This window comes from Curtobacterium sp. MCBD17_028, from assembly GCF_003234875.1.
GTDB lineage: Bacteria > Actinomycetota > Actinomycetes > Actinomycetales > Microbacteriaceae > Curtobacterium.
In genome coordinates, this window is record NZ_QKTQ01000005.1 from 119,261 (window position 1) to 134,896 (window position 15,636).

Below are 15,636 nucleotides of genomic sequence, written 5' to 3' on the forward strand. Positions count from 1 at the left end.
GCACGGGTGTCAACTGTAGCGGATCAGGCGGGTGTGCGCGAAACGAGCACGGCGAGGTCCGCGAACGCGGTCTCGATGCTGTCCACCAGGGTCGCGTCCTCGTCCGCCGACCACTGCGACCACGCCTGCCGCACCGCCGCGAGTGCGACCAACGCCACGAGCGTCGAGCGCCGGGCGAGCACGACCGGGTCGCCATCGGGGTGGTCACGCAGGAGCCGTCGTTCCACGACCGCCGAGAGCTGCGCCTGGAACTCCTTCATCGACGCCATGCGCTGACTGAAGAGCTGGGGGTGCTCCCTGAGCAGGCGCTGCCGCTCCGGCAGCAGCTCGCGGTCGGCGATGAGTTCCTGCGTCGAGTGGACCAGGAGCGAACCGACGTCCGAGAGCAACGACCCCGTCGGTCCGCCGGCCGCGAACTCGGCCAGGATCGCGTCGTCGGGGAACGAGGGATCGTCACCCGAGAGCGCTTGCTCCTTGTTCGGGAAGTAGTTGAAGAACGTGCGTGGCGAGACGTCCGCGCGCCGCGAGATCTCGTCGACGGTCACCGCGGCGAGGCCCTGCTCGAGCGCGATCCGGATCGCCGCCTGCTGGATCGCCAGACGGGTCGCCCGACGCTTGCGTTCGCGCAGGCCCGGCTCGGTGTCGCTCATCGTCTGATCATCCCAGAGGCGGTGCGGTCGGCGACGGTCGTCCGCCGAGGGCGTCCGTGCATCAGCGGACGGCCCGCGCGATCGTCACCATGAGCGCCTCCAGCGCCAGGAGCGCCGCCACGTTCGCGGCGATGCGGTCTCGGGCGAGGGCGACCGCGTCGAGCACCTCGAGCGCGGACGCGGGAGGCACCGATGCGAGCGCACGATCGAGTTCCGCCTGCATCGACGCGTTCACGGGCTCGACGGGCGCGCCGAGACCGAGCAACAACAGGTCGCGGTACAGGGACATGACGTCGACGAGGATGCGGTCGAGGCCGTCGCGGAGGCTCCGGGTGGCGCGCCGCTTCTGGTCCTCCTCGAGCCCACGCAGCTGCCCGCGGAGCGCCGGCGGCACCGTCCCGCCCGGCTCCACGCCGAGCGACCGGAGCGCCGCGTCACGCTCCTCGGCGTCCTTCTCCTGCGTGATGGCCTTGGCGTCCTCGTCCGCCACGGCGAGCAGGTCGGCCGCGGCGACCACCGCGTCCCCGACACTCCGGACAGCGAGCACGGTCTCGAGGGTGCGGCGACGGCGGTCCCGCGCCTCGGCGCTCGTGGCCAGACGCTGCGCCATCCCGATGTGGCTCTGGGCCTGCCGGGCCGCGTCGACCGCGAGGGTGCGGTCGACGCCGGTGCGGGCGACGATGAGGTCGGCCACCGACGCGACGTCCGGGACCCGGAGGCGCACGGACCGCACCCGCGAGCGGATGGTCGGGATGAGGTCGGCCTCACTCGGGGCGCAGAGGATCCAGACCGTCCGCTCCGGGGGCTCCTCGAGCGCCTTGAGCAGGAGGTTCGAGGTGCGCTCGGTCATCCGGTCGGCGTCCTCGACGATCACGACGCGGTGCCGACCCACCGACGGCGCGTAGTGCGACCCCGTCACGAGCGAGCGGATCTCGTCGATGGTGATGATCACCCGTTGCGTCGACAGGACCGCGACGTCCGGGTGCGTCCGGGCGGTGACCTGCGTCAGGGCGCGGTCGTCGTCGGGGCCGTCACCCACGAGCGCCGCGGCGAACGCGAGCGCCACGTTCGACCGCCCCGAGCCGGGAGGCCCGGTGATGAGCCACGAGTGCGTCATGCTCCCGCTGCCTTCGGGGGCCTCGGCCGCCGCTCGGAGCGCGGCGACCGCGTCCGCCTGGCCGGTCAGCCCGTCCCACACGCTCACCGGGACACACTCTCATCGGCCACCGACAGCGCGGAGCGATCGCGGGAGGTCACGCCGCCGCTCCGAGCACCTGCGCGACCCGAGCGCGCACCGCCCCCGCCAGTTCCTCCACGGGGCGTGTGGCGTCGAGTACGAGGAACCGGTCCGGCTCGGCTCGGGCCATGGCGAGGAAGGCGTCGCGCACCGCGGTGTGGAACGCGGTCGCCTCCGACTCGAGTCGGTCCAGCGTCCCCCGTGCGGCGGCCACCCGACGGCGGCCGACGACGGGGTCGAGGTCGAGCAGCACCGTCACGTCCGGGGTCAGGCCGTCCGCGGCCCAGTCCGAGACCGCTCGGACCCGGTCGGCGCCGAGCGATCGCGCGACGCCCTGGTAGGCCACCGACGAGTCGATGTAGCGGTCCTGCACCACGACGTCGCCCCGGGCGAGCGCCGGCCGGACGACGGTCTCGACATGGTGTGCCCGGTCGGCGGCGTAGAGCAGCGCCTCGGCCCGCGGGGCGACGTGCCCACGCTCGTGCAGGACCATCTCGCGGATGCGCTCGCCCAGCGCGGTGCCGCCCGGCTCGCGGGTGCGCACGACCGTCCGGCCCCCCTCGGTCAGCCAGTCCTCGAGGAGGGCCGCCTGCGTGCTCTTGCCCGCGCCGTCGCCGCCCTCGAGGGTGATGAACCGTCCGCGGCCGGTCCGGCCCGACGCGCTCACTTCTTCTTGGTGGCGGGCTTCCGGGTGGCCTTGGCGCGGGGCTTCGCCGGGCCCTTCGCACGCTTGTCCGCGAGCAGCTGGACGGCCCGGTCGAAGTCGACCGCCTCGACGTCCTCGCCGCGGGGAATGGTCGCGTTCGTCTCGCCGTCGGTGACGTACGGCCCGAAGCGTCCGTCCTTGACCTTGATCGGCTTGCCGCTCACCGGGTCCGCCTCGAACTCCTTGAGCGCGCTCGACGCTCGACGCGCGCCGTACTTCGGCTGTGCGAAGAGCTCGAGGGCCCCGGGCAGGTCGATGTCGAAGATGGCGTCCTCGCTCGGGAGCGTCCGCGTGTCGGCGGCCTTCTTGAGGTACGGGCCGTAGCGGCCGTTCTGCGCCGTGATCTCCTCGCCCGACTCCGGATCCGTCCCGACCACGCGCGGGAGGTCGAGCAGCTTGAGGGCGGTCTCGAGGTCGATGGTCTGCGGGTCCATCGACTTGAACAGCGAGGCCGTGCGCTCCTTCGGGGGCGCTGCCTTCTTCGTGGTGCGCTTCGGCGCCGTCGCGGTCGTCGTCGTGCCCTCGGCAGCGTCTGCCGCCGTGGACGCCCGGACCTCGCCGGTGGCCTGGTCGACCTCGGCCTCGGGTTCCGGCGTCCGCTCGGTCACGTAGGGCCCGAACCGGCCGTCCTTCGCCAGGACCTCCTTACCGGTCGCGGGGTTGATGCCGACCACGCGGTCCCCCACGACGGGCGCCTCGATCAGCTCGCGCGCCTTCTCGGCCGTCAGCTCGTCGGGTGCGAGCTCCTCGGGCACGTTCACACGACGGGGCTGCTCGGGGTCGTCACTCGGTGCCTCGATGTAGGGGCCGTACTTGCCGATGCGCAGCGTCAGGTCGGGCGCGAGCTGGACGGAGTTGATCTCGCGCGCGTCGATCTCGCCCAGGTTGTCGATGACCCCGCGGAGGCCGCGTTGGGCGTCGGTGCCGAAGTAGAAGCCGTTGAGCCAATCGACCCGGTCGGCCTCGCCATCGGCGATGCGGTCGAGGTCGCCCTCCATCTCGGCGGTGAAGTCGTACTCGACGAGGTCGTGGAAGTACTCCTCGAGCAGCCGGACGACGCTGAAGGCGATCCAGCTGGGAACGAGCGCACTGCCGCGCGGCGTGACGTACCCGCGGTCGACGATCGTCGACAGGATCGCGGCGTACGTGGACGGACGGCCGATGCCGAGCTCCTCGAGCGCCTTGACGAGGCTCGCCTCGGTGTACCGCGGCGGCGCCGACGTGTCGTGGCCCTTGGCCTCGATGCCCTCGACGCCGAGGTGGTCGCGCTCCGCCACCTGCGGGAGCGACGTGTCGGCCGCGTCGCTCGCGTCGTGCCGGTCCTCGTCACGACCCTCCTCGTAGGCGTTGAGGAACCCGCGGAAGGTGATGACCGTGCCCGACGCGGTGAACTCGGCGTCCGTCCCGCCCTGCGTGACCGCCAGCCCCTCGACGGCCTCGGGTGCGGCGATCCCGATCACCACGGAGGCCGTGGAGCCCTTGGCGTCGGCCATCTGCGATGCGACCGTCCGCTTCCAGATGAGGTCGTAGAGCTTCCAGTCGTTGCCGCGGAGCACGCGCTCCATCTGGCTGGGCGTCCGGAACGTGTCGCCCGCCGGCCGGATGGCCTCGTGGGCCTCTTGGGCGTTCTTGCTCTTGCCCGCGTACGTGCGTGGCTTGTCCGGGACGGTGTCCGAACCGTAGAGCTCGGCCGCCTGCTTGCGCGCGGCGGTGACGGCCTGCTGCGAGAGCGACGCGGAGTCGGTCCGCATGTAGGTGATGTGCCCGTTCTCGTACAGCGACTGCGCGACGCTCATGGTCTGCCGCGCGCTGAACCGCAGCTTGCGGGCTGCCTCTTGCTGCAGGGTCGACGTCGTGAAGGGCGCCGCGGGACGACGTGTGTACGGCTTGGACTCGACGCTGCGGACGACCGCATCGCCGGCCTGCTGGAGCACCGACGCGAGGCCGTTCGCCGATGCCTCGTCGAGCCGGACGGCGTCCGAGGTGGCGTTGCCGCGGTCGTCGAAGTCACGGCCAGCGGCGACGCGGGTGCCGTTGAGCCGCGCGAGGCGGGCCGGGAAGACCGACGCGTCCTTCGCGAACCGCGCGGTGAGATCCCAGTAGTTCACCGACACGAAGGCGAGCCGTTCGCGCTCGCGATCGACCACGAGTCGGGTGGCCGCCGACTGCACGCGGCCGGCGGACAGGCCCGGGCCGACCTTGCGCCACAGGACCGGGGAGACCTCGTACCCGTACAGGCGGTCCAGGATCCGGCGGGTCTCCTGCGCGTCGACGAGCGCGGTGTCGAGGTCTCGGGTGGCCTCCTTCGCGCGCTGGATGGCCTCCTTCGTGATCTCGTGGAACACCATGCGCTTGACGGGGACCTTCGGCTTGAGGACCTCGAGCAGGTGCCAGGCGATCGCTTCACCCTCGCGGTCCTCATCAGTGGCGAGGTAGAGCTCGTCGGCGTCCTTCAACGCGCGCTTGAGCTCGGTGACCGTCTTCTTCTTCGCGTCGGAGACGACGTAGTAGGGCTCGAACCCGTTCTCGACGTCGACGGAGAACTTGCCGAGCGAGCCCTTCTTCTTGTCGGCCGGGAGGTTCTTGGGCTCCACGAGGTCACGGATGTGACCGACGGATGCCTGGACCTCGTACCCGTCGCCGAGGTACTGGGCGATCGTCTTCGCCTTCGCGGGGCTCTCGACGATCACGAGCTTCTTCGTGCCTGGCACGTGACTCCTTGATCGAATGCTGCGGGCGGTCGTCGCGCGACGAGCGGCGCTCGAAGGACCGTGGGTGTCGGTGGGTGGCGGACCGACAGGCACACCATACACACACGACCGGCGGCTTCCGCCGCTCGCGTGCGCCGCTGTGTGGTGAGGCCGGGGTGCTGCCCGGGCATCGTCCGGGCGACGGCGGCGGGACCCGCACGCGCCGTCGCCGCCGTCGGGACGAGCGGTCCGACGGCCCGGAGGCGGACCGTCACCGTCGCGCCGTCGACGTCGCACCGTTCGACGTCCGTGCCCTCGGCGCGGGCGACGTGCGACACCGCGTCGCAGGGCGGTCCCGGGACGACTCCGACGGCGGCGGCCGCGCCGGCGACCGCCGCCGAGTCCGCCGCGGTCGCGACGTGGAGGGCGTCCACGCCGCGCCGGATCCCGGCGAGCACCGCGGTCGACAGGAGGACCGTGGCGAGCACCGTGGCGACCAGCACGATCGTCACCGCGCCGCGGTCGTCCCGGGCGTCGGGATGCGCCGCTCGCGCCCGGGGTGGCCCGGTCATCGCCCGCCCGCCGCGGCACACCCGCGCGCCGACACCGACACCGCGGGCATCGGTCCCATCCGACGATCCGCTCGGAGCACCGCGCACACGAGTCCGGACGGGAACTCGAACCGGACCGCGGCGCCTGGAGCGAGGGCACCGGCCGCGCCTGCAGCCGCCGCACCGTCCCCACGAGCCGCGGCGCGCGCCGCCACGGCCGCGGCGACCTGCATCCGGGCCTGCTCGCCGGCCAGCACCACGCCGCCGAGCACGAGCCCCAGCACGACCGTGACGACGGGGAGCGCGACGGCGAGCTCGACCGTCACCGATCCGCGCTCCCCACCGGGCGGGGACGTCACAGCGAGAGCGCGTCGCTGATGATGCCACTGAGGAGGGACTGGACGGCCCCCGACCGCACCACTGCCACGAGCACCCCTGCGAACGCCACCGCCGCCAGCACCACCACCGCGTACTCCGCCGTGGCCGAGCCCCGCTCCCCGGCCGCCCGAGACCACCACCGCCCCCACCGCGTCGTCCGCCGGGCCCGAGCCCGCCGTGCGTCCCGCCGTGTCCGTCCCCCGTCGACCACCATCGTCGTTCCTCTCTGTCATGCACACATCGGTCATCCGGCACCCGGGCGGCCGTGTCGTCCGCCCGGGTCGACCGCGGGCCCCCGCCCGCGGTGTCGGCTCTGATCATCGCGGCCCAGCGTCGTCGCCCACGTCGCCGTCGCCCGGCTTGTGCACGATCACGTGACGGCGGCGATGGTGGACGACGCGATGCCGACGACGACCGGGACGACGCCGACGAGGACGAACGCCGGCAGGACACACAGCCCCAGCGGCACGACGAGCTGGGCGTTCAACCGCTCCGCCGCAGCCAGACGGTCGGCGACCACGCGACGTCGGACGTCCAGTGCGCTCGTGCGGAGCAGTGCCGCCGCGGGCACGCCCGCCTCCGCAGCGACGGCCAGGGTCTCGGCGGCCGCGCGGGCCTCGGCGTCCGGAGGCGGCACGACCGACTCGGCGACCACCCGTTCGGCGGTCGACCACGCCGCACCGCCCGAGACCGCGATCGCCCAGGTCTCGAGGACGAGCCCCGGCACGGGCCCGTCCGGCCGGGCCCGACGGACGAGGGCGCCAGTCCAGGCCCTCGCGAGCGCCACCAGCCCGACGGCGACGACGATCGACGCCCAACCGAGCGGTGTCAGGAGGAGGAAGCGCAACGCATCCGCACCCGAGAGGAGCCCGAAGAGCACGCCCACCAGCGGCAGCGCGAGGACGACACGAGCACTCGCGCGTGGACCCGCGAGCGCCACCTCCACGGCACGTTCGCCCTCGGCGACGTCGCGGAACGCCGCGGCGGCCGCGGCGAGCGCCGGACCGGCGGGCGCGCCGATGCGCTCGGCGACCCGCCACATCGCGGCCACCTGCGCCCAGGCAGGACCGGGCAGCCTGGCGATCGCCGCGACGAGGTCCTCGCCGGCGTCGCACGCGACGACGAGCGGTGCGATCGCGGGTTCCCGCGCCGCCACGATGCGCCAGGCACGGCGCGGTGCGAGCCCGCCGCCCACCAACGCCGCGACCCGTTCGAGCACGCGCGCCGTGGCGGTGGCGACCTCCGCGGTACGGTCGGGCGGACGGGCCTCCCGGGCCAGACGCGAGGGGGCGGCGCCGGAGGTCGTCGTCGCGTCGTGCGGGCCGGTCACTGCGCCGCCGCCGTCGGTGCCGTCTGACGGACGACCAGTCGGCCGCTTCCGTCGAGCGCCAGGGACGCGACCGCCTGGAGCCGCCGGGTCCCGGCGGTCCGTCCGACGTGGAACACACGCTCGAACGCGCTGACGGCCTGCCGCGCGAGCGCGTCCGATCCGAGCCCGGCGAGCGCGCCGAGGGCCTCGAGCCGCGCGGGGACGTCCGCCACACCGTTCGCGTGCAGCGTGCCCGCGCCGCCGTCGTGTCCGGTGTTGAGGGCGCTCATGAGTTCCCGGACCTCGGCTCCGCGACACTCGCCGACGACGATCCGGTCCGGCCGCATCCGCAGGGCCTCCCGGATCAACCGGTCGAGCTCGATCGCGCCCGCACCCTCCGCGTTCGCCTGCCGGGCCTGCAGCGCGACGACGTGTGGGTGAGCGACGCGGAGTTCGGCGACGTCCTCGACCGTGAGGATGCGTTCGTGGTGCGGGACGAGTGCGAGCATCGCGCCGAGCAGGGTGGTCTTGCCGCTGCCGGTCGCTCCGCTGACGAGCACGTTCCGGCGCGCGCGCACGGCGTCCTCGACCTCGGTCCGGGCGACGCTGGCGAAGAACCCGGCCGCTTCGAGGTCCGACAGCCCGAGCTGCTCGGTGCTCGGCAGCCGGATGCTGATCGCGGTCCCGTGGTGGGCGACCGGACGGAGCACGACGTGCACGCGGATGCCGCCGACGTGGTGGACGTCCGCGCAGGGCGTGGACTCGTCGACGTGGCGACCGCCCAGCGCCACCAAGCGGACGGCGAGTTCCCGCGTGCGGGCCTCCGGGAGCACCATCCCCACCACGGATCGGAGTCGGATCCCGTCGTCGACCCAGACTCCGCGGCCACCGATCACCAGCACGTCGGTGATGTGCGGATCGGCGACGAGCGGGTAGAGCTCGTCGAAGTCGACGAGCCGGTCCGGACGGGGCCGGGAGTCGAGCAGCGGCGGTCCGTCGCTCGTCGTGGACGGAACGAACGGTGTCACGTCCTGCGTCCAGGCCACCCCGGGCGGACGCGGCGTCTCGGTGTCGTGCATGCCGCGGAACGGTACGCAGGCGCCGAGGGCGCCGATCGCTCGACAGCACCCGCGGTGGATGACTCTGAGGCGGCGCGACCTGTGGAGGAGGTATGTGACGAGCGCACCGACGGGACGCGATCTGTACCCCGTTGTGCGGGTGCGGTCCGCGCCCGCGGTCGTCGCGGCCCGGGTCCGGCGTACGGTGCCGCGAGGCACGACGAGCAGCGTCGACGACCGCTGTCGGTGCGAGGGTCAGCCGCTCGGCTCGGACGGGGATGGACCGCTGCGGCGATGTCCGCCGAGCCCCCAGACCGACCGTTCTGTGTACAGCGCGGCGATCGGGAGGCGTCCCGAGGGCCCACGGTCGCCCTCGACCGCGTCGACCCTCACCAGGAAGAGAAAGGGGCGGCACCAGTTGGGGGGAACGGGTGCCGCCAGACAACGGAGGATTGGGGGGAATCCCGACCGCTGCCCCCGGAAACGAGTCCGGTACCACCAGTGTACCCCACGACAACACCGTCGTGGGCGCACCGCGACCGTTCCGAGGGCAGTCTGTCCGCACCGACAGGATCGGAGGCGTGACGGTCGTCGTCCGCGGTAGTGTCCCGAACAGCCACAACCCGTCGCGACGATGCGAAAGGACGCCGATGCCCACTCCCGCCGAGTCCCCGGTCACGCCCCACGACGGGTTCCCCCCGTCACCGGAGTTCTCCGCGACCGCGATCGCGCAGCCCGACGTGTACGACGCAGCACGAGAGGACCCGGCGGCGTTCTGGGCCCGACAGGCACACGAGCTCCTCACCTGGCGGACTCCGTTCGCGCGGACCGTCGACACCTCGGACGCACCGTTCGTCCGCTGGTTCGAGGACGGCACGCTCAACGTCGCCGAGAACTGCCTCGACCGGCACGTACGGGACGGGCACGGCGAGCGGGTCGCGATCCACTTCGAGGGCGAGCCGGGCGACCGACGGGACATCACCTACGCGGAACTGACCGACGAGGTCCGCCGCGCCGCGAACGCCCTCGAGTCCCTCGGCGTCGGGGTCGGCGACCGGGTCGTCGTGTACATGCCGCTCGTCCCCGAGGCCGTGGTGACGATGCTCGCGGTCGCCAGGATCGGCGCCGTGCACTCGGTGGTGTTCGGCGGCTTCAGCGCCGAGAGCCTCCGCGCCCGGATCGAGGACGCCGGCGCGAAGGTCGTCGTGACGGCCGACGGCGGCTGGCGGAAGGGCGCGGTCGCCCCGCTCAAGCCCGCGGTCGACGAAGCCCTCGCCGGGGCGGGGACCGGATCGGTCGAGCACGTCGTCGTGGTCCGCCGCGGCGGGAACGCGGTCGGGTGGCAGGACGATCGCGACCTGTGGTGGCACGACCTCGTGCCGGGCGCTTCCCCGGAGCACGAGGCCCGGGCGTTCCCCGCGGAGCAGCCGCTGTTCATCCTGTACACGTCGGGCACCACGGGGCGCCCGAAGGGGATCGTCCACACGTCGGGCGGCTACCTGACCCAGGCGGCGTGGACGCACCGGAACGTGTTCGACATCCACGCTGACCGCGACGTCTACTGGTGCACGGCGGACATCGGCTGGATCACCGGCCACAGCTACGTCGTGTACGGCCCCCTGGCGAACGGCGTCACCCAGGTGCTGTACGAAGGCACCCCGGACGAACCGCGTCCCGGGCGCTGGTGGGACGTCGTCGACCGGTACGGGGTCACCGTCCTCTACACGGCACCCACCGCCGTCCGCGCGGCGATGAAGGCCGGGCGTGCGATCCCGGACGAGCGCGATCTCGGCTCGTTGCGGCTCCTCGGCTCGGTCGGCGAACCCATCAACCCGGAGGCCTGGCACTGGTTCCGGCAGGTCATCGGGCACGACCGCACGCCGGTCGTCGACACCTGGTGGCAGACGGAGACGGGCGCGATCATGGTGTCCGCCCTCCCCGGCGTGACGCGGTTGAAGCCCGGAGCCGCGCAGACGCCGATCCCCGGGATCAGCGCCGAGGTCGTCGACGACGACGGAGCGGTCGTGCCGCGAGGCGGGAGCGGCTACCTCACGATCACGGAGCCGTGGCCGTCGATGGCGCGGGGCATCTGGAACGACCCGGAGCGGTTCGTCGAGACCTACTGGTCGCGGTTCCCCGGCCGCTACTTCGCCGGTGACGGCGCACGGCTCGACGGCGAGGGCGACCTCTGGTTGCTGGGCCGGGTGGACGACGTCATGAACGTGTCGGGGCATCGCCTCTCCACCGCCGAGATCGAGTCGGCGCTCGTCGAGCACCAGGCGGTCGCCGAGGCGGCCGTGGTCGGCGCCGCCGACCCGACCACCGGACAGGCGATCGTCGCCTTCGTCATCCTGCGGGCGTCCGCCGACGATGTCGACCGGGAGGCCGTGGCCGCGGAACTCCGCACCTTCGTCGCCACGCGGATCGGTGCGATCGCCCGCCCGCGTCAGGTCGTCGTCGTGCCGGAACTGCCGAAGACCCGGTCGGGCAAGATCATGCGGCGGCTGCTCCGCGACCTCGCGGAAGGACGGGGCGTCGGGGACACGACGGCGCTGGCGGACGCCGACGTGATGCGACGGATCACGGAGTTGCTCTGACGGACCGGTCGAGCCGGCCCGCGGAACGGGCACGGACCTCCCTGCTGCGGCGGGACCGCGAAGCGCACGCGTTGTCCGACCAACGACCGGATGGTGACGACGCGGCGCCCGCGCGGACGACGCTCTGACGGGCGGTCACCGCAGCTGCGGCGATGCGCGGCGCCGTGGCCGGTCTCCCCCAACACACCGACCGGTCACGGCGTACCCGGCGTCGGTTCGCGGCGTCCCGGGCGGTGTCAGGCCGCGAGCTCGAGGACGAGCTCGATCTCGACGGGCGCGTCGAGCGGCAGCACCGCCACCCCGACGGCGCTGCGCGCGTGCACGCCGATCTCGCCGAAGACCGCGCCGAGGAGGTCCGACGCGCCGTTGACGACGCCGGGCTGCCCGGTGAAGGACGGGTCGGAGGCGACGAACCCCGTCACCTTGACCACGCGAGCCACGCGGTCGAGCGACCCGATCGCGGCACGCGCCGCGGCGAGGGCGTTGAGGGCGCACTGGCGTGCCTGGTCCCGGGCGACGTCCGCGGTGACCTGCGCGCCGACCTTGCCGCTGACCGGGAGCGCTCCGTCGACGAACGGCAGCTGCCCGGAGGTGTACACGAAGCCCTGGGCCACGACGGCGGGGACGTAGGACGCGACCGGGGCGGCGACCTCCGGCAGGGTGATGCCGAGTTCGGCCAGTCGCGCGTCGACGTTCACGCCGACGCCAGCGGCCGCTTGAGGTACGCCACGAGCCCGCCCTCGGGACCCTGCACCACCTGCACCAGCTCCCAGCCGTCCTGGCCGAAGTTGTTCAGGATCGCCGTCGTGTTGTGGATGATCAACGGGGTGGTGAGGTACTCCCAGCGGGGCATGCGGCTCCTTGTCAGCTGGACGGTCGGGGGCATCATCTAGGCTGCATCCTATGTCTGCCCAGAGGACGAAGCCCGTCTCCGCCGTCGGCGCCCTGGTCGGTTTCGTCGGCTTCAGCGTGCTCGCCGGACTGCTCGTGACGATCGGGGTGACCCCCGCCATCGCCGTCGCGGGCGTCACGACGACGTCCACGATCGGCGTCTTCGAGTCGCTGCCGGAGTACATCGAGATCGGTGCGCTGCCTCAGCGGAATGAACTCTACGCGTACCAGGGCGGCAAGTCCGTGCAGTTCGCGACCGTGTACGACCAGAACCGCGAGGAACTGACGTACGACCAGATCTCCCCGATGCTCAAGGACGCCGCGGTCGACGGTGAGGACCGCCGCTTCTGGAGCCACGGCGGCGTCGACGTCGCGTCGTTGGTCCGCGCGGGTGTGGGCAGCATCGCCGGTGGCAGCCTCGGTGACTCCGGTGGGGCGTCGACGCTGACGATGCAGCTCGTCCGGAACATCAAGATGCAGCAGGCGCTCGAGAAGCCGACCAAGGCCGAGCAGCTGAAGGCCTACAACCAGGCCGTCGAACAGACGATCCCGCGCAAGCTCGAGGAGATGAAGCTCGCCATCGGTCTGGCGAAGAAGTACACGAAGAAGCAGATCCTCACCGCGTACCTCAACATCGCGTACTTCGGCGACAACACGTACGGGGTGCAGGCGGCAGCGCAGCACTACTTCAACAAGAGCGCCACGAACCTCTCGCCGGTCGAGGCCGCGTCGATCCTGGCGATCGTGCAGTCGCCGAACACGCGGAACCTCTCGGACCCGAAGTACTACGACGCCAACCAGGCCCGCCGCGACGTCATCCTCAAGGCGATGTTCGCCGAGCACGACATCTCGAAGGCGGACCTCGACAGCGCCCTCGTGACGAAGCCCGCGGACTACGTCCACCTGACCCCGGCCACGCAGGGGTGCCAGGCGGCCGGTGGGACCGGCGCCCAGTTCTTCTGCGACTACGCCGTCAAGGTCGTCAAGGAGATGGACCAGCTCGGCGGGACCCAGGAGGAACGCGACGCCGCGTGGCGGACCGGCGGGTACAAGATCCAGACCACGCTCGACCTCGACCTCAACGGGCAGCAGAAGACCTTGCTCGACACGTACGACGACAAGGGCTCGACAGCGCTCTCGCTCGGGTCGACCTTCGACTCCGTCGAGACGTCCACGGGGCGGATCCTCACGATGGCGCAGAACAAGGACTACGACCAGTCCCCGACCTCGCCCCCGTCGTCCACGAGCATCAACTACAGCGTCGACCACAAGTACGGCAACTCGATCGGGTTCCAGACCGGGTCGACGTACAAGCTGTTCACGCTCCTCGACTGGCTCGAGAACGGGCACGGCTTGTACGAGAGCGTCAACGGGACGCCCCACACGGTGAGCGCATGGCGGCACTGCGGGAGCACGCTGTACACCCCCTGGAACCCGAAGAACGACTCGCTCGGCGAACGCGGGTACTACTCGGTCGTCAACGCCACCGCCGAGTCGGTCAACGCGGCCTTCGAGTCCATGGCGGCCAAGCTCGACCTCTGCGACATCCGTGACGTGGCGCAGAAGCTCGGCGTGCACGACGCCGACGGCAAGGCGCTGAAGACCGTGCCCTCGTCCGTGCTCGGTGTGAACAACATCGCGCCCCTCACGATGGCGTCGGCGTACGCCACCGTCGCGAACAACGGCGTGTACTGCGCTCCGATCGCGATCGACGGCATCACGGACGCGAACGGCACGTCGCTCGGCGGCCAGACGAAGCAGTGCAAGCAGGTCATCGACCCGAGCGTCGCGCAGGCCGCGGTCTACGCGATGAAGCGCACGATCTCGAGCGGCACCGCGGTGGGCGCGCAGACGTACGACGGAGCCCAGCTCTTCGGCAAGACGGGGACCACCGACAACGCCGACCAGATCTGGCTCGTCGGCGGGAGCACCAAGGTCGTCACGGCCTACTGGCAGGGCAACACGGACGGCAAGCGGATCAGCCTCCGGCACGTGTACTCGCCCGCGAGCGGGACCACCCTCGCGTCGCAGCGCGCGTCCGTCTGGCGACAGGCGCAGACGCCGGTCAACCAGCAGTACGCACCCGGCGTGTTCACGGACCCCACGTCGTCCGCGATCAACGGGTCCTCCGTGAGCGTGCCGGACCTCAGCGGGAAGACGACGGCCGACGCCCAGACGACGCTCGCCGCGGACGGCTTCACGTTCGTCGACGGTGGCACACAGGCGGGGTCCGCCGCCGCGGGCACGGTGTCCTCGACCTCGCCCACCGCGGGCACGATGCTCTCGAAGGGATCGAGCGTCACGGTGTTCACCAGCGACGGGTCCCAGGCGAAGGTCCCCGACGTCAAGGGCAGGACGTCGTCGGACGCCAAGGCGACCCTCGGCGATCAGGGCTTCACGTCCGTGACCGTGAGCGGCACCTTCCAGAAGGGCACGAATGGCCAGGCCTGCAAGGTCGCGTCGACGGACCCGGCCGCCGGGACCGCCGCGACGAAGTCGGCCCAGGTGACGCTCACGCTGTACGGGACGCCGGACGGCAAGGACCCGGGGAACTGCAAGTGACGCGCGGTCGCGGCGGCTCGGCCGCGCTCGGCGTCCTCGCGGTCGGCGCGGCCGTCGGCGTCGGGAGTGCGGCGTGGGGCACGCTCGTGGAGCGTCGGCGGTTCTCGATCCGGTGGGAGACCGTCCCGGTCCTGCCACCGGGATCACGGGACCTGACCGTGCTGCACCTGTCCGACATCCACATGGCGCCGTGGCAGTCCGACAAGCAGCAGTGGCTCCGTGACCTGAGCCTCGTCGAGCCGGACTTCATCGTGAACACGGGCGACAACGTGAGCCACCCGATGGCGAACGCCGCGGTGGAGTACGCACTCGAACCGTTCCGCGGCGTGCCCGGCGCCTTCGTCGACGGCTCGAACGACCACTTCGGGCCGAGCCCGCGCAACCCGCTCAAGTACTTCGGCGGCCCCAGCCAGCTCCGCAAGGACGTCGAACCGGTGCGCCTCGACGTCACGCGACAGCACGCGTTCTTCGAGTCCCTGGGCTGGCTCGACCTGAACAACCGGGCACATGCCGTCGAACTCCGCGGCTCACGCCTCGAACTGTTCGGGACCGGCGACGCGCACCGCGGTTGGGACCGCCTCGATCTCCTGCCGAACACCGTCGACGAGCTCCGCGAGAACGTCCCGTGGACGGACGAGCCGGGACCGGAGCCCGTGTCGATCGGCGTGACGCACGCGCCCTACCGCCGCGTGCTCGACGCGTTCGTCGCCCAGGGCGCGGACATCGTGTTCGCCGGACACACGCACGGCGGCCAGGTCGCGGTCCCCGGGTACGGCGCGCTCGTCACGAACTCGGACCTCCCCCGGCGCTACGCGAGCGGTCTGCACCGGTGGGAGAACCGGACGCACTGGTCCTGGCTCGAGGTCTCGGCGGGGATCGGGACGTCGATCTACGCGCCCGTGCGGTTCGCAGTCCGACCCGAGGCGGTCGTCGTCACGCTCACGGCGCGCACGGTCTGACCATCCGACGCGTGGTCTCGAACACCTCCGATCATCCGGTAGACTTCT

Annotated in this window: 14 protein-coding genes; 3 read left to right on the forward strand and 11 right to left on the reverse strand. The window is 72.1% G+C overall.

Translation table 11 applies throughout. The features are described 5' to 3' along the window. Positions 1-23: 23 nt before the first annotated feature. The 9 genes from DEI86_RS08295 to DEI86_RS08335 form a co-directional block, all read right to left on the reverse strand. Complete coding sequence (locus tag DEI86_RS08295; RefSeq protein WP_111049275.1) at positions 24-650, reverse strand: TetR family transcriptional regulator; 627 nt, start codon at positions 648-650, stop codon at positions 24-26. A 61-nt stretch (positions 651-711) separates the two neighbouring features. Then, positions 712-1,854 (reverse strand): DNA polymerase III subunit delta', encoded by a 1,143-nt coding sequence (locus DEI86_RS08300; protein WP_111013500.1) that lies wholly within the window; start codon positions 1,852-1,854, stop codon positions 712-714. 49 nt (positions 1,855-1,903) lie between these two features. Beyond that, positions 1,904-2,554: a dTMP kinase gene (gene tmk / locus DEI86_RS08305; RefSeq protein ID WP_111049276.1), complete on the reverse strand. Its 651-nt coding sequence runs from the start codon at positions 2,552-2,554 to the stop codon at positions 1,904-1,906. Continuing rightward, positions 2,551-5,304 carry a type I DNA topoisomerase gene (topA, locus tag DEI86_RS08310; protein WP_111049277.1) on the reverse strand — a complete coding sequence of 918 codons (2,754 nt, stop codon included), beginning with the start codon at positions 5,302-5,304 and terminating at the stop codon, positions 2,551-2,553. Before topA ends, tmk begins: the two co-directional genes overlap by 4 nt. After that, positions 5,280-5,795: a hypothetical protein gene (locus tag DEI86_RS08315; protein WP_111049278.1), complete on the reverse strand. Its 516-nt coding sequence runs from the start codon at positions 5,793-5,795 to the stop codon at positions 5,280-5,282. Before DEI86_RS08315 ends, topA begins: the two co-directional genes overlap by 25 nt. A gap of 56 nt (positions 5,796-5,851) precedes the next feature. Beyond that, complete coding sequence (locus DEI86_RS08320) at positions 5,852-6,160, reverse strand: TadE family type IV pilus minor pilin (RefSeq protein ID WP_111049279.1); 309 nt, start codon at positions 6,158-6,160, stop codon at positions 5,852-5,854. 29 nt (positions 6,161-6,189) lie between these two features. After that, positions 6,190-6,426, reverse strand: coding sequence for a DUF4244 domain-containing protein (locus DEI86_RS08325; RefSeq protein WP_111009481.1), 237 nt, complete (start codon positions 6,424-6,426; stop codon positions 6,190-6,192). A gap of 156 nt (positions 6,427-6,582) precedes the next feature. Next, positions 6,583-7,542 (reverse strand): type II secretion system F family protein, encoded by a 960-nt coding sequence (locus DEI86_RS08330; protein WP_111049280.1) that lies wholly within the window; start codon positions 7,540-7,542, stop codon positions 6,583-6,585. Next, positions 7,539-8,600: a TadA family conjugal transfer-associated ATPase gene (locus DEI86_RS08335; protein WP_111049281.1), complete on the reverse strand. Its 1,062-nt coding sequence runs from the start codon at positions 8,598-8,600 to the stop codon at positions 7,539-7,541. The genes DEI86_RS08330 and DEI86_RS08335 overlap by 4 nt, the downstream gene beginning before the upstream one ends. A gap of 629 nt (positions 8,601-9,229) precedes the next feature. Between DEI86_RS08335 and acs the strand changes: the two genes are divergently transcribed. After that, positions 9,230-11,176, forward strand: coding sequence for an acetate--CoA ligase (gene acs / locus DEI86_RS08340; protein WP_111049282.1), 1,947 nt, complete (start codon positions 9,230-9,232; stop codon positions 11,174-11,176). Positions 11,177-11,412: 236 nt separating this feature from the next. Here the strand turns inward: acs and DEI86_RS16835 are convergent, their stop codons facing one another. Next, entirely contained in the window at positions 11,413-11,874 is a 462-nt protein-coding gene (locus DEI86_RS16835) for a RidA family protein (RefSeq protein ID WP_258376489.1), read from the reverse strand. Then, positions 11,871-12,029, reverse strand: a complete 159-nt coding sequence (locus DEI86_RS16840; protein ID WP_258370170.1) for a DUF4177 domain-containing protein — start codon at positions 12,027-12,029, stop codon at positions 11,871-11,873. Before DEI86_RS16840 ends, DEI86_RS16835 begins: the two co-directional genes overlap by 4 nt. Positions 12,030-12,079: 50 nt before the next feature. On the opposite strand from DEI86_RS16840, the gene DEI86_RS08350 reads away from it, so the two are divergent. Together DEI86_RS08350 and DEI86_RS08355 are read left to right on the forward strand one after the other, a co-directional pair. Next, positions 12,080-14,629, forward strand: coding sequence for a transglycosylase domain-containing protein (locus DEI86_RS08350; RefSeq protein WP_111049283.1), 2,550 nt, complete (start codon positions 12,080-12,082; stop codon positions 14,627-14,629). After that, positions 14,626-15,588 carry a metallophosphoesterase gene (locus DEI86_RS08355; RefSeq protein ID WP_111049284.1) on the forward strand — a complete coding sequence of 321 codons (963 nt, stop codon included), beginning with the start codon at positions 14,626-14,628 and terminating at the stop codon, positions 15,586-15,588. The genes DEI86_RS08350 and DEI86_RS08355 overlap by 4 nt, the downstream gene beginning before the upstream one ends. Positions 15,589-15,636: the final 48 nt, after the last annotated feature.